General features: G+C 39.4%; 14 protein-coding genes and 1 tRNA gene. 9 read left to right on the top strand and 6 right to left on the bottom strand.

Going from position 1 to position 14,699, the window contains the following annotated elements; all coding sequences use genetic code 11:
• Positions 1-54 precede the first annotated feature (54 nt).
• The gene (locus tag BFS30_RS23980; protein ID WP_069381614.1) at positions 55-1,077 is read left to right on the top strand and encodes an MAC/perforin domain-containing protein; all 1,023 of its coding nucleotides are present in this window, start codon (positions 55-57) and stop codon (positions 1,075-1,077) included.
• Between the two features lie 108 nt (positions 1,078-1,185).
• Here BFS30_RS23980 and BFS30_RS23975 read toward each other — a convergent pair whose 3' ends face one another.
• Positions 1,186-1,578 (bottom strand): acyl-CoA thioesterase, encoded by a 393-nt coding sequence (locus BFS30_RS23975; RefSeq protein ID WP_069381613.1) that lies wholly within the window; start codon positions 1,576-1,578, stop codon positions 1,186-1,188.
• 222 nt (positions 1,579-1,800) lie between these two features.
• On the opposite strand from BFS30_RS23975, the gene BFS30_RS23970 reads away from it, so the two are divergent.
• The 6 genes from BFS30_RS23970 (at position 1,801) to gap (ending at position 10,248) form a co-directional block, all read left to right on the top strand.
• Positions 1,801-2,184 (top strand): hypothetical protein, encoded by a 384-nt coding sequence (locus tag BFS30_RS23970; RefSeq protein ID WP_069381612.1) that lies wholly within the window; start codon positions 1,801-1,803, stop codon positions 2,182-2,184.
• Positions 2,185-2,317: 133 nt separating this feature from the next.
• A complete protein-coding gene (locus tag BFS30_RS23965; RefSeq protein WP_069381611.1) occupies positions 2,318-3,400 on the top strand; it encodes an efflux RND transporter periplasmic adaptor subunit in 1,083 nt (360 codons plus the stop codon).
• A gap of 36 nt (positions 3,401-3,436) precedes the next feature.
• Complete coding sequence (locus BFS30_RS23960) at positions 3,437-6,604, top strand: efflux RND transporter permease subunit (RefSeq protein WP_069381610.1); 3,168 nt, start codon at positions 3,437-3,439, stop codon at positions 6,602-6,604.
• Positions 6,597-8,030: a TolC family protein gene (locus BFS30_RS23955; RefSeq protein WP_069381609.1), complete on the top strand. Its 1,434-nt coding sequence runs from the start codon at positions 6,597-6,599 to the stop codon at positions 8,028-8,030. Before BFS30_RS23960 ends, BFS30_RS23955 begins: the two co-directional genes overlap by 8 nt.
• A gap of 162 nt (positions 8,031-8,192) precedes the next feature.
• The gene (locus tag BFS30_RS23950) at positions 8,193-9,260 is read left to right on the top strand and encodes a GlxA family transcriptional regulator (protein ID WP_069381608.1); all 1,068 of its coding nucleotides are present in this window, start codon (positions 8,193-8,195) and stop codon (positions 9,258-9,260) included.
• A 10-nt stretch (positions 9,261-9,270) separates the two neighbouring features.
• On the top strand, positions 9,271-10,248 hold the full coding sequence (gene gap / locus BFS30_RS23945) for a type I glyceraldehyde-3-phosphate dehydrogenase (RefSeq protein WP_069382638.1): 978 nt from the start codon (positions 9,271-9,273) through the stop codon (positions 10,246-10,248).
• Between the two features lie 280 nt (positions 10,249-10,528).
• Here gap and BFS30_RS23940 read toward each other — a convergent pair whose 3' ends face one another.
• Both BFS30_RS23940 and BFS30_RS23935 read right to left on the bottom strand, forming a co-directional pair.
• A complete protein-coding gene (locus tag BFS30_RS23940) occupies positions 10,529-11,008 on the bottom strand; it encodes a hypothetical protein (protein ID WP_069381607.1) in 480 nt (159 codons plus the stop codon).
• A gap of 4 nt (positions 11,009-11,012) precedes the next feature.
• Positions 11,013-11,192, bottom strand: a complete 180-nt coding sequence (locus BFS30_RS23935; RefSeq protein ID WP_069381606.1) for a hypothetical protein — start codon at positions 11,190-11,192, stop codon at positions 11,013-11,015.
• Positions 11,193-11,386: 194 nt separating this feature from the next.
• Here BFS30_RS23935 and BFS30_RS23930 point away from each other — a divergent pair, with 194 nt between their 5' ends.
• Together BFS30_RS23930 and BFS30_RS23925 are read left to right on the top strand one after the other, a co-directional pair.
• A complete protein-coding gene (locus BFS30_RS23930; protein ID WP_069381605.1) occupies positions 11,387-11,740 on the top strand; it encodes a hypothetical protein in 354 nt (117 codons plus the stop codon).
• A gap of 62 nt (positions 11,741-11,802) precedes the next feature.
• Positions 11,803-12,225, top strand: a complete 423-nt coding sequence (locus BFS30_RS23925; RefSeq protein ID WP_069381604.1) for a hypothetical protein — start codon at positions 11,803-11,805, stop codon at positions 12,223-12,225.
• A gap of 810 nt (positions 12,226-13,035) precedes the next feature.
• Here BFS30_RS23925 and BFS30_RS23915 read toward each other — a convergent pair.
• The 3 genes from BFS30_RS23915 to BFS30_RS23905 all read right to left on the bottom strand — a co-directional run bounded on the left by BFS30_RS23915 (position 13,036) and on the right by BFS30_RS23905 (position 14,646).
• Positions 13,036-13,470 (bottom strand): hypothetical protein, encoded by a 435-nt coding sequence (locus BFS30_RS23915; RefSeq protein ID WP_069381602.1) that lies wholly within the window; start codon positions 13,468-13,470, stop codon positions 13,036-13,038.
• 107 nt (positions 13,471-13,577) lie between these two features.
• A tRNA-Lys gene (locus BFS30_RS23910) sits at positions 13,578-13,650 on the bottom strand.
• A gap of 162 nt (positions 13,651-13,812) precedes the next feature.
• On the bottom strand, positions 13,813-14,646 hold the full coding sequence (locus BFS30_RS23905) for an alpha/beta fold hydrolase (protein ID WP_069381601.1): 834 nt from the start codon (positions 14,644-14,646) through the stop codon (positions 13,813-13,815).
• Positions 14,647-14,699: the final 53 nt, after the last annotated feature.

The raw sequence follows: 14,699 nt of genomic DNA, 5'->3' as shown, positions 1-14,699 counted from the left end.
CGTTAAAACGGCATTAAAATTGACGTTTGGGAAATACACACAAATTTAAACAAAATGAGAAAAACAATTCTAGTCGTGGCAGCTTTTGCCATGCTTACTGCCTGCAAGAAGAAATCTGAGGAAATCACAATTCCTGAGAAATTATCCGAGAACATCGAACTGGTAGTTGAGGGAGAAAAAGAAGAAAAGCCGCCCTTGTATCAAGCATCTGAAACTTATAATTATTTGGGATTCGGATATGACGTTACAGACAGGTTCAACGACGAAGCTTCTATAAGGGCAAGTGTAGTTGACGTTGCAGCCTTTGATGCCAGTGGATCCTACAAGATTAACTTTGCCAGGGGCACAGAGGGTTCATGGACAACCATTCACGCTAAAGACGCGGTCGATCTATCAGCAAGGTTTTCCGATACCTATAAACCAACGAAGGGTTTGAATGTTTTTGGCAATACTATAGACAAGATCTTTCCTGGAACAGTTGCCACAGATAAAAAGTATGTTTACGGATACTATTCTAATTACATGGTGTGGAAAAGATATGAGTTTTATTATGATGAACGTGTAAATAGCTTTTTAACAGCAGGTTTTAAGAGAGATGTTACCTTGTTGAACGCTCAGGAGCTTGTTCATAAATATGGTACTCATGTTTTAGGTGGGGTACAATTGGGTTCAAAATTTGATGTCATTTATCAGGCAGAGGCTGCCGAAGGAAATAGAGAATCTATTGTTCTGGAAGGACTACGTTATGCACTAAAAAGAACATTTGGTTTAATGAGTGGTTATTTGGATAAAGTGAACCTTGCGAATTTAAATGCAAATTCTTCAGCCCGGATCTATTATAGTTCTATTGGGGGAGATAGCAGGAAGTTGAAACTGGAAACCTTAAAGGATAGGCAGATTTTGAATATCACAGATTGGCGTTCAACTACTACCGAAGATAATGCAAGATTTATTGGTGTTTTTAGGAATAATTTAATACCTCTTGATGCGCTTATTGATGATAACGTAAAAAAAGCAGCGGTAAAGTCTTATCTCGAACAATATTTGGCAGCTGGAATGGTTAAGTTGACAAATTAAAACTAATTCTAAAATTAATCAGGATATAAAAAAGGAGTAGAAATCTAATTCTATTCCTTTTTTTCATAGCATTTTCAATGCTCAGATCTTTTTAAAGGTTTAGGGTGCTTAAAGGCTCAGGGTATCGAAAATTTCTCCTCTGCTCAGTTTACCATTTACTTTGGCAATGACTTCCACTTTGGCCTTTAGGCACAGGCTATTGTCGGCGCTGCGAAAGATATCCTGAAAAAACAGCAGTTTCAATCCCTCACGTGCAATTCTTAGTTTCACAGAAAAAGTATCCCCGGCAGTCAGCGATCTTTTAAAATCCATTTCTATTCTGGAGACCATTAACAGGATGTCTTTTTCAGTCAGCTCTTTGAAGGAGGTTTTTTTCGAAGAAAGGTATTCATGCCTGGCATGTTCTAAATAATTTTGATACACGGCGTTATTTACCACGCCCTGCAGGTCACATTCGTAGTCCCTGACTTTTAATTGAATTTCAAAAATGTAGTCTTGCATACTGTTTTATAAGAGTTGAAATCAGAAAATGGGGGCTCATTTTTCTTATTGCCGATTCCATTTTAACTTTCCAAATCGTTTCCAGTCAGCGGTAAATACGGCGAATAATAGCTCAAATATTGCTTCCATATCAGGTAGTTTTGCCCATAAAGATACAAATAAAAATTTCCTGTCAGTTTCATGATTTTTTTCTTTCAATACTTTGATTACTTTTGCGCCCAAATGAGAGTAGTTGTATTTTTCGTATCCCTGTTTTTTCTTCTGCTTTGTGGCAGACAGGATCTTCATGCGGCTACGTCTCCACAGCGTAACAGCTACTCTACTAGTCAGACTCTTGCAAAAAGCGAACAGTTACATTTTGTAAATGCAGATCATGACATAACTATCATTGAGGAAGCGGATGTAGACTTAGATGAGGAACACGTTAGCGGTGAAGATCTTAAGACTGAGCTGTTACATAGAACCTTTGGTCTGCCTGACAGGTGGTACCTGAACTTCTTTCCCGCTTTAATTTTAAACGACTACCACAAACATTTTGAAATCTTCCCGCCATTTTGCGGACAATCTTCTCCTATCTACATCAGGCAAAGGGTTTTAAGGATCTGAGCAGTGCTGTCCATCGGTTAGCATCGTTGTACCTGATTGTCGACGATCTTTTCTGTTGACCGATGAATTTCTACGCCTAAAGGAATCTGAACATTCCGGGCATTTATTCGCTTAATTTCCATTTTACATCATCATGAAAAAAATAATCGTGTTCACGGCCGCTATTGCCTTGTTGAACCTTAGTAGCTGTACCTCTAAAAAAGAAGAAAAAAAAGAAGAGAGCAAGTTTACCGTTACCAATCCGGTCAGAATCGATACTTCCTTTACCAAGGAATATGTATCTCAGATCCGTTCTGTTCGTAATATTGAAATCCGGGCACAAGAAAAAGGATACCTGCAAAACATCTATGTGGATGAAGGACAGTCTGTGAAAGCCGGTCAGTTGTTGTTTAAGATTATGCCAAAAATTTATGAGGCAGAGTTGTTAAAAGCACAGGCAGAGGTGAAAGCCGCGCAGATAGAACTCCAAAATGTTAAATTACTTGCTGATAAGAATGTGGTGTCAAAAAATGAGCAGGCAATGGCTCAGACAAAGCTGGAGCAGGCGAAAGCAGAAGTTTCACTGGCGAAGCTTCATTTATCATTCACCGAAATCAGAGCGCCCTTTGATGGGACAATTGACCGCATACCCCTTAAATTGGGAAGCCTTATTGATGAGGGGGCATTACTGACCAGCCTTTCTGATAACAGTCAGGTTTTTGCCTACTTTAATGTTTCCGAACCTGAATACCTGGAGTATCAAACACATGTAAAAGCACGGGCAGATCAGAAAGTAAGTTTGCTTTTAGCAAATAATGAGCTTTTGAAAGATAAGGGAAACGTAGAAGTGGTGGAGAGTGAATTTGACAGTGAAACCGGAAATATTGCATTCAGGGCCCGTTTTCCAAATCCAGACAAACTGCTGAAGAATGGAGAGACCGGTAAAATTCAGATGAATGTGCCACTTCATCGTGCATTGATCATTCCGCAAAAAGCGACCTACGAGATCCAGGATAAGATGTATGTATTCGTGGTGGGCAAGGACAATGTGGTTCATTCCAGGAACATTACTGTGGCCAGTGAGATGCCCGATCTCTATGTCATCAGCAATGGCATTTCCGAGCAGGACAGGATTCTGCTTGAAGGAGTTCAGAAGGTGAAGGATGATGAAAAAATCAGATGTGAGTATCTGGCGCCACAGGAAGTGATGTCTCATTTGCGCCTGAAGGCGGAATAATTGTCCAGTTTGATATCTGTTATAAAAAATAAATAAATGTTTAATAAGTTTATACAAAGGCCAGTCCTTTCTATAGTAATATCGCTCATTATTGTGTTTCTGGGTGTTCTGGCTTTGAGCCATTTGCCGGTTACACAATTTCCTTCGATTTCACCGCCAAAGGTGAACATCACCGCAGAATATCCCGGAGCAAACGGTGAGCTCATGATCAAATCAGTCATTATTCCCTTGGAGAGAGCCATTAATGGCGTTCCTGGGATGAAGTATATGGCTTCTGATGCAGGTAATGACGGGGAAGCCTCTATTCAGGTAGTCTTCAACCTTGGAACAGATCCGAATCAGGCATCGGTGAACATTCAGAACCGTGTGGCTTCAGTCGTGAATAAATTACCACCTCTGGTTGTTCGGGAAGGTGTTAAAATCACCCGTGAAGAATCCAATATGTTGATGTACATCAACTTGTATAGTAAAGATCCTAAGATGGACCAGAAATTTCTGTTCAACTTCGCAGATATCAATGTGCTTTCCGAATTAAAAAGGGTTGATGGAGTGGGAGTGGCTGATATTTTGGGTAACCGGGAATATGCGATGCGGATCTGGCTGAAACCTGACCGCATGCTGGCCTATAAAATCTCTGCAGATGAAGTTTTAGAAGCCCTGAATCAGCAAAGTTTAGAGGCTTCGCCAGGTAAAACCGGAGAAAGTTCTGGTAAAAGATCACAATCATTTGAGTATGTTTTAAAATACCCAGGCCGGTTCACTACGAAAGAGGGATACGAAAACATCATTTTAAGATCAACTGCGAAAGGGGAGATCCTGCGACTGAAAGATGTGGCGAACATAGAATTCGGAAGCTCCATGTATGATATTTATTCCAACCTGAACGGCAGGCCTTCTGCAGCCATTACGGTAAAGCAATCTTATGGAAGTAATGCCAGTCAGGTTATCAAGGATATCAAGGCTAAAATGGAAGAGATTAAGAAAAGCTCTTTTCCTAAAGGTTTGGATTATGAAATCAGTTACGATGTTTCCAAATTCCTGGATGCCTCCATTGAGAAGGTGATACATACCCTGGTAGAAGCATTTATCCTCGTTGGCCTGGTGGTATTTCTATTCCTTGGTGATTGGCGTTCGACATTAATTCCGGCTATAGCGGTTCCCGTATCCCTGATCGGAACTTTCGTTTTTATGCAGTTTTTTGGGATTACGATTAACCTGGTTACCTTATTTGCCCTGGTGTTGGCTATCGGAGTGGTGGTGGATGATGCAATTGTCGTCATTGAGGCGGTTCATGCCAAAATGCAGGAACAACATATTTCGGCAAGAAAGGCGACAAAAAAAGTCATGCATGAAATCAGTGGGGCTATCATTGCCATTACTTTTTTGATGGCCGCAGTGTTTATTCCGGTTGCCTTCATGTCCGGTCCGGTGGGGATATTTTACCGTCAGTTTTCGATCACCATGGCAACGGCAATCATTCTTTCTGGTATTGTTGCCCTAACGCTGACTCCGGCGCTTTGTGCGATCCTGCTCAAGAATAACCATGGAAAAGAAAAGAAGAAAAATGGGCTGGATAGATTTCTGGACGGCTTTAACAACAAATTTGATAAGCTTTCAGGAAAATATCAAAAGACGCTTGCTTCAATTGTGAGCCGTAGAGTGGTGACGTTTGCTGTGCTGCTGGTCTTTTGTGCAGGGACTTATTTTCTGAATAACAGTCTTCCTTCGGGCTTTATTCCAAACGAGGATCAGGGGATGTTCTATGCCATTATTCAGACCCCTCCGGGGTCCTCATTGGAAAGAACCAATGAAATCGCAGAAAGGCTGCAAAAGATCGCCGAAGATGTGGAAGGAGTACAATCTGTTTCTGCGCTGGCAGGTTACGAAATCCTTACCGAAGGAACCAGTGCCAACTCAGGAACCTGTTTGATTAACCTGAAAAGCTGGGACGAACGTAAACATTCTGTAGAGGAGGTCATGAAGGAACTGGAGGAAAAATCCGAAGGGATTTCCGGTGCTACGATTGAGTTCTTTCAGCCGCCAGCAGTGCCAGGTTATGGAGCTGCGGGTGGTTTTGAACTGCGCTTATTGGATAAAGCCGGATCAGGTGATTTCAAGAAGATGGAAACGGTAAGCAGAAACTTTGTAAAGGAACTGAGTAAACGCCCTGAGTTATCTTCAGTATTCACTTTCTATAGTGCAGGTTTTCCTCAGTATATGCTGCGGGTAGACAATGACCTTGCGCAACAAAAAGGGGTGACCATTGAAAATGCCATGAATACACTCTCTACCTTGGTAGGAAGTAATTATGAAACCAATTTTATCAAGTATGACCGCCAATATAAGGTGATGGTACAAGCCCTGCCTCAATACCGGGCACTGCCAGAGGATATCCTGAAGTTGTATGTGAAAAATAACCGGGATGAGATGGTACCTTTTTCTGCTTTTATGAAGATGGAGAAAGTATACGGCCTCTCTGAAATTACCCGGCACAATATGTACAACGCTTCTGAAATAAGCGGATCCTCCGGACCTGGATACAGTAGTGGCGCAGCCATTAATGCGATTAATGAAGTTGCTGAAAAAACGTTGCCAAGAGGATTTAGTATCGACTGGGCAGGTATTTCCAAAGATGAAGTTTCCCGGGGTAATGAAGCCATTTATATTTTCCTGATCTGTCTGGGCTTTGTATACCTGATCCTCGCCGCACAATACGAAAGCTTTATTTTGCCATTGTCAGTTATCCTTTCGCTTCCCTGCGGTATTTTTGGCGCATTCCTGTTGTTGAAAATTTGTGGTCTGGAAAATAACATCTATGCCCAGGTCTCTTTTGTAATGCTGATCGGTTTGCTGGGTAAAAATGCAGTACTGATTGTGGAGTTTGCCGTTCAAAAGCATCGTGCCGGAGCAACCGTACTTCAGGCTGCGATGGAGGGGGCAGTAGTGAGGTTCCGTCCGATCCTGATGACTTCTTTTGCATTTATTGCAGGATTAATTCCCCTTGTCTTTGCCTCCGGTCCTGGAAAAATCGGAAACCGTACCATTGGCTCTGCCGCTGCCGGTGGAATGCTTTTAGGAACTATTTGTGGTGTGCTGATCATACCCGGCTTATATTACATATTCGGCAAAATCGCCGAAAAACATAAGCTTGTTAAAAATGAAGAAGAAAATCCATTAACCGAAGAAATCGATCACAATGTATAAAAATAAGTTATATCGATGTATAATTGCGCTGAGCGTTTGTCTTGCAATAGCAAGCTGCAAGGTGCCGTCGGTGGCGACATCCAAAGCGAACGTCACCGTTCCTGACACTTATGACAAGAGTCAGGATACAACCAACACTTCGGCCATTCCATGGCGCAGCTTCTTTAAGGATAAGAATCTGGTCGACTTGATTGATACTGCTTTGAAAAATAATCAGGAGTTGATGATTACCATGCAGGAAATCGAAATCGCCAGAAATGACATCCGGATTAAGAAGGGTGCATTGTTGCCGACCGTTGGGCTGGGAGCAGGCCTTGGAGTTGAAAAGGTAGGTAGATATACGAGCCAGGGTGCAGGTGATGCCAGTACTGAGATTGCTCCGGGTAAAGAAATGCCTGATCCATTGATGGATTATACTTTGGCTATTCATGCCAACTGGGAGGTGGATATCTGGAAAAAGCTGCGTAATTCAAAGAAAGCAGCGATAAGCAGATACCTGGCCACCCTTGAGGGCAAAAATTTTGTGCTGACAAATTTAATCGCAGAAGTTGCAGATTCCTATTATGAATTATTGGCCCAGGATAACCAGCTGGAAATCGTAAAGCAGAATATTGAATTGCAAAAAAATGCATTGGAGATTGTTAAAATCCAGAAAGAAGCATCAAGGTCAACAGAGCTTGCCGTGCAAAAATTTCAGGCTGAAGTCATGGCTTCCAAAAGTCTGGAGTTCGAAATCCTTCAGAAAATCAAAGAAACAGAGAGTAGGATTAATTTTCTGCTGGGTCGTTATCCACAGCCGATTAAGCGGGACAGAGGAAGTTTTTTAAGCTTGCTGCCCTCAGTTGTTAACTCGGGAGTTCCTTCTCAGTTGCTGGCTAACCGTCCTGATGTTAAACAGGCCGAACTTGAATTGGCCGCTGCAAAGCTGGATGTGAAAGTCGCAAGAGCAGAGTTTTATCCTTCATTTGATATTTCTGCTTCCTTAGGCTTACAGGCTTTTAAACCCTCTTATTTTCTTAAGTTTCCGGAATCAGTATTGTATTCGCTGGCCGGAGATATTGCCGGGCCGCTCATCAACAGAAATGCCATCAAAGCAGAGTTTTTTAATGCCAACTCACGACAACTTCAGGCGATGTATAACTATGAACGTACGATTCTGAATGCCTATCTGGAAGTTTCAAACCAGCTTTCCAGGATTAGCAACCTGGAAAAGAGCTATGGTCTGAAATCGCAGCAGGTAAACGCCCTGGACAAATCAATTGATGCTTCAAATGACTTGTTTAAGTCGGCGAGAGTGGATTACTTTGAGGTATTGATGACTCAAAGAGATGCGCTGGAGTCTAAACTGGAACTGATCGAAACCAAAAAAGAACAGATGAATGCCGTAGTTCATTTTTATCGGGATTTGGGAGGAGGCTGGAAATAAGGTCTGATCACAAGTTTTTGAATACCTATAAATGAAAAAGCCCCCGATAAAGTCTAAACTTTTTGGGGGCTTTTTTGCTTATTATACCCGTCCGTTTCTATTGGCCTGAATTGTATAAAATATGTCCTTTGAGACAGTTAACTTAGGTTATAAATTTGTTTTATGAATGAGGATAAAGTAGTAACCGTTAATCGTTCGCTAAGAAAACAGGTCGTAATTGTAGCCATGTCGGGCAATATGTTGCTTGATTTTGCCGGTCCGGCTGATGTTTTTACTAATGCAGACAAGTGTTTAAGTCTTTCTGGTTCAAAAATGGGCTATGATGTTCTGATTGTATCTCCAACTCCTGATAGGAAAGTTGCTACCTCAACTGGAATTGAAATTGTCTGTCAGTACAGTGCGATGGAAATTACAACACCTATTGATACCTTGATCGTTGCTGGAAATGACTTTCAGACTTTACAAAAGTCAGCATACACTGATTTTTGTAATTGGTTATCATTCGTAAGTGAAAATAATACACGCCGGATCGGATCAGTTTGTGGAGGCGCATTTGCTTTAGCTGAGGCCGGATTATTGAACGGAAAAAAGGCAACCACACATTGGCAATTGAGTGAGAGGCTAAAGAAGGAATATCCGCTTGTTGAAGTGAATACCAATGCATTTTACACTGGTGATGGACACATCTATACTTCTGGCGGAGTGTCTTCAGGAATTGATCTTGCACTGGCTTTGGTAGAAGAAGACCATGGAAAAGACATTGCCATTCAGGTAGCCAGGAGATTGATTTTTTACCTATCCAGACCCGGTTTTCAGGTTCAGTTTGCCAACTTGTTACCAGTGTATGAAAGTTCGAATATTGCTGAAAAACTGTATGACTGGTTTAACGAAAACCTGCACCAGCCGTTGGATGTCGGCCGGATCGCCGATCATTTAAATATGAGTCCGAGAAATTTTACACGGGTCTTTCATAAACAAACTGGTTTACCTCCTGCAAAATTCATTGAAAAACTAAGGGTGGAGACTGCCCGTAAATATCTGGAAGATACGGATATGTCACTTGAAGGCATAGCTGAAAAATGTGGCTTAGGCGGATTGGTTTCCATGAGACGAACCTTTCTGAGGCACTTAATGACTACACCTTCCGACTATCGGCGGGCGTTCAGGACCTCAATCAAAACACCTGGCATTAACGATGTCATTCAACCTAATGTATACCACAGAAATTAATAGAAACAATATGAAAATCGCAATTAACGGATTCGGCCGCATAGGGAGAATGACCCTTCGGGCATTACAAGATAAACCGGAAATAGAAGTTGTCGCAGTGAATGATCTGACAGACATCAAAACATTAACACATTTGCTTAAATATGATACTGCGCATGGACGGTTTCCGGGAGAGGTAGATAGCGAGGGCGATATGATGATCGTGAATGGCAAGCGTATACGCTTATTGAGTGAAAGAGATCCGGTAAAGCTTCCCTGGAAAGATTTGGCAATCGATGTAGTCATAGAATCAACGGGAAGGTTTACTGATAAAGCCTCAGCCTATTCCCATATCAATGCAGGAGCAAAAAGAGTATTGATTACTGCACCCGCCTCTGGTGGTGTAAAAACAATTGTACATGGCGTTAATACAGGGTTAATAGGAGATGATTTGATTTATTCAACTGCTTCCTGCACTACTGGTAGCATCGCCCCGATATTATCTATACTGGATAAGGAATTTGGAATTGAATCGGGTTACATGATTACTGTTCATGCTTTTACCTCTGATCAAAATTTGCAGGATGCCCCCCATAAAGATTTGAGAAGAGCGCGGGCAGCATCTTATTCCATTATCCCTACAACTACGGGGGCAGCCAAAGCCATTGGCGATGTGCTGCCTGATTTAAAAGGTAAAATGGATGGTTACTCTTATCGGGTTCCTGTAATTGATGCTTCTATTGTGGATTTGTCAATTAACTTAAAAAAAGAAGCGTCTGTTACCGAACTGAATAACCTGTTTAAATCTTATGCTGATAACTCGCTTAAAGGCATCATGGAATATACAGAAGAACCTTTTGTTTCTTCAGATATTCTGGGTAACACACATTCCTCAATTGTTGACGGCAGTCTCACCAAAGCTATTGGAAAGTTTGTTAAAGTTGTTGCCTGGTATGATAATGAGGTAGGGATTTCCAACAGGATAGCCGAATTAATTCCTTTGTTGTAATCAGGAATGTGGTGTCAAAACAAAGTCCCTGCTCATCTAATAGTTTGCTGTGGCTGAGATAGATATAGGAAATTTAAAGGGGTTTAAAACGAAAAAGGCTTAGATTTTTCTAAGCCTTTTTGTGATCTCGCTGGGATTCGAACCTGGTGTGAAAATCAACGTTTATTCATTATCTGGGAGGTATTGTATTTGGTACTCACCGGAACACTCACCTTTTTATTATATGTTTTTGCTGCAAATGCTATTTTCTAAAATACATGATTTATTTTAAGAAATACAATTATATATTATTTCGTAATTCTCTGATTTTTTCCAGCTCAATTACATCGATTTGATCTTTTGGCCTGTTTACTGCTTTTTTATTAGCTATTAATTGATTGATATGCAAAAATGGAACTTTTATATTATCAAAAGCTGCAATGGATGCAAGGTCAAGACACTCTAAAAAAGAAAGAGACTCTAATCCTTTCATAGTAGTCATAATATCCAGTTCGATTGCGTTATCTATATAGATACTCGTCCATCCAGGTACAAATTCCATAGTTTCAAAAGATGGAAAATCGCCATAATCCAATTCGTTGAATGCAGCTCTAAGATTTTTCCTATTATCTAATGTGTCGTATAACCAAATATCCAGATCATCTGTACTTCGATTAAAGCCATGAAATCTTGTGGCAAATCCTCCAACCATAATATACTTTACACTATGATTATTTAATGAGTTCCAAAATCGAAGCAATACTTCATCTAAAACATCCATAAAATTATTTATGAATAATAACGGCCTTATCTAAAAGACTATTTGTACGTAACATTTTGGTAAAGAGTTTAAGCTTATCAATATCAGAACGGAATATATCTTTAAGCAGACGCTCATTATCAGATAATTTGGTAACGCATGTTCTTGGAAGTTCGTTAAGATTGTCTTTAGATTCTTTTTTCATCTCGCGCCTAAATTATATTGCAATTTACACATACCATCTGAATTACACAATCTCAGTTAGAACTGAAGATAATATTCCAATTGAATTCAGTAATATCCAAATCAATTTATGATCGTATCTTTCGGCTGTTAAAAAAAAACTCTATTTTCGAAAGCATCAATGTTCAACAAAATGAATAACTTTAATAGTATGATATGGTATTTAATTTCAGGTTTATTTGTCATTTTGGTAATAGCGACACTTGGGGCGATATTATCGAGAAAACTCAATTTCAAATACTCTTATTTAGTGCACTTTCAGCGATTTTATACATCATGCTTGCTTATCTCATCTGTAGAATAACTGATTTAAACACAGCGCTAATAATTAACTGTTTTTTAGCATTATTTGACAGTACTATTGGATTTTTATTGTCTATTAGATTTAAATCAAATAGTGGTTATACAAAAGAACAATCTATAAAAATGATTGGACCTAAAACCTCAATTGGCGTAATAGTATTTGCTTTGATCTTCACTTTAGTTGGTTATGGAATCACCTTGTTTTAAATCTTAGATAAATGTTCATCTTAATACCAGTTCTCATAAAGCTTTAGAGCATAAGTGATTGAATGACAAATAATCCAATTAATAGCATATCTGCAAAAGAGGCCAAAAAAAATATCGACAGTGGAATTCCCCTGAGAGATGTATTTATCACCGGAATTTTAAATATAGGGGGCGGAAGCGAATGGGACAAAGAGATTATCATCGAAAATTGCATCATTGAAAATCTCTTTTGTATTGGCACACAGTTTAATAAGCATGTAACAATGAAAAACACCTATGTAAAAGCTGCTTCATTTGATTTTTGCTATTTCATTGGAGGCTTGATCATTGACAATTGCGTATTTGACGAATATTTAGATTTCAATGCTGGTGGACACAACTCTAAAGGCAATTTTATAACAATTAATGGTAATCGTTTTCGTGGCTTTGTCAATTTCTTTGATTGCTGGTTTAATGGAGAGATATCTGAACAACAATATATTTGAGAGTGGTACAAATATTTTGAGTAAAACGCTGTGGGTATCCTTTGATGTTCCCATTACAGCCCATAATAATGTTGGAGATCTAGGTATAGAAAGCGAATGCAGAAATGAAAAATTTTAGCAGTCTGAAATAGAATCAATGCTAAATGCCCTTGGTTAACTCCAAATGCAAAAAGCCTGCGTTTCTGTGAGAGTTTTTACGATCCCGCTGGTAGCTGCCTTCTGCAGTTTAAGTGCTAATTGAGGCTCTAAGCAAAGGAATCGGAAGCTATTATTGTGGGTTTTAAAATTTTCTCTTGAATGTGCAAGGAGCGATTAAATTATATAATCAGGCTTTGATTTCAATACAAACTCATCATTTATAAAATTAGCTCGTATATAGCTATTAGGTTCTAAAAAGGTCGAATTGTCCGGTTGGGACATTATAAATAGCACCCATTCTTTAAATTTCGGAAAAAGCACCTTTAAAAGCGTATCGATTTTATCTTTTTTATCAACGCTGACAGTGCCAATTGTTATGTAAAGTCTATCATAGGGTATATTCATATTTGGAAGCCAATAGCAACATTCAAATACCCTAATTCCCTGCGGTCCCCCTTTTGAAACAAAATAATTAACCGAAATATCTATATCCAAGCTTAAGTTCTTCAAAGAGCTCTTGGATCTGAGAAGATTTAATTATATAGCTTAAGCCTTTAGGTACCTTTGGTTTATTTATTGTCATAGACAGCTAATCTAATACAAAATATTTCCTCGTCGTATTCCCGCGCTTAAAATATTTTATTCGGAAATCAATACACACATTTAAGAGGCTTAATCTTCACTCAATTTATTAAAGGAATTATCTTTTCTTAAGTTCATCATTTTAGAATTGTCAATTTCGGTTTGTTTAACTATCCATTTCGATCGAAAATTTTCAGGAATGATGCTCTTTTCCCAGACGTATAAGAATAATGTATCTTTATTTGATTTATATAAGAAGGGCTCAAGTCCTTTAAAAATTATTTCCTTCGTAGAATCAGATTCAAATTCTTTTTCAGGAGAGGTTGAAACAACAGTGAGTTGATGATCGCCTGTTACACCCCAATTTTTAGTTTTGATATAAATTGTAGATTTCTTATCCTGTGAAAGAATGGGAATAATTCTATATGTAGGTCTACCAAAATCTCTAACCGACTGATCAAATAGAAAATACACCAACAATATTATAGATAATACAACTACAAGAATAATTGAAAATAATCTCATTAAAAGCGGAGTTTATCAATAAACATAATTTCTAAGATAGCCCATTTAGAATAATTCTTATAAATATCTTTTAACGCAAAAAGCCTCAATTTGCATTGAGGCTTTCGTGATCCCGCTGGGATTCGAACCCAGGACCACTACATTAAAAGTGTAATGCTCTACCAGCTGAGCTACGGAATCAAAGCTGTTATTTCAGCTTTACTCTAAGCGTTTCCGTTTAAAGTGATGCAAATATAGGGCTACTATACCTATAGTGCAAATTAAAAATCCATAAATTATATACTGCGCTGATTTTTAGCCAGATTATTTGCATATCGCCCGTTTCGGATCTAAAAACGCGGCTTATCTTTTTAAAAAATTAACTAATAATTGGTTCAGTTCATCTTTATGGGTGATAAATAATCCATGCGGTGCGCCTTCGATTACATAGTATTCCGCATTAGGTAATAACGAAGAAGTAATCGCACTGGTCGCTTTGATTGGAACAGTTTTATCGTCATCTCCATGGATGATCATTACAGGAACAGTGATGCTGAGCAGGTCAGTCCTGAAATCCGTTTCAGAAAACGAACGTACACAATCAGCCGTTGCTTTTGGACTGGCTACAATGGCAAGCTGGTGCATCCAGTTCTGAATCTCCTGACTTACCGGTTTATTTAACGTGCCTTCACTGAAAAACTGCTTGCCAAAACCAGTCAGAAATGCCGGACGATCCTGGTGAATACTGGAAACGATCCCATCGAATACCTCTGCAGGAACACCTTCCTCATGGTCATCTGTTTTTAAGAGCAAGGGAACAACAGAGCTGATCAATACCGCTTTATTAACTTTAGATGCCCCGTATTTACCTAGGTAACGGACTACTTCGCCACCACCCATGGAGAACCCAACCAGGGTAACTTCAGAAAGATCCAGGGCATTGATCAGTTCATTCAGATCGGAGGCCAGTGTATCGTAATCGTAACCATTCCAGGGTTTATCCGACTGGCCAAAGCCTCTTCTGTCGTATGCAATACAACGATAGCCACTGTAAACAATCGAAGCGACCTGATATTCCCACATTTCATGTGATACCGGCCATCCATGTATTAAAATCACGGGTTTACCTGATCCCAGGTCCTCATAGAATATATTCACAGACTTACTGTTCTCTGGATTTCTTTTGATATACGGCATATTTCTTTATTAGTTTCAATTCCTATTAATAACACCATAGGCCACTGTTATGT

It is taken from the genome of Pedobacter steynii (assembly GCF_001721645.1).
GTDB classification, from domain to species: Bacteria; Bacteroidota; Bacteroidia; order Sphingobacteriales; family Sphingobacteriaceae; genus Pedobacter; species Pedobacter steynii_A.
The sequence above is the reverse complement of the archived record's forward strand: the minus strand, read 5'-3'. Positions and strand labels throughout refer to the sequence as shown.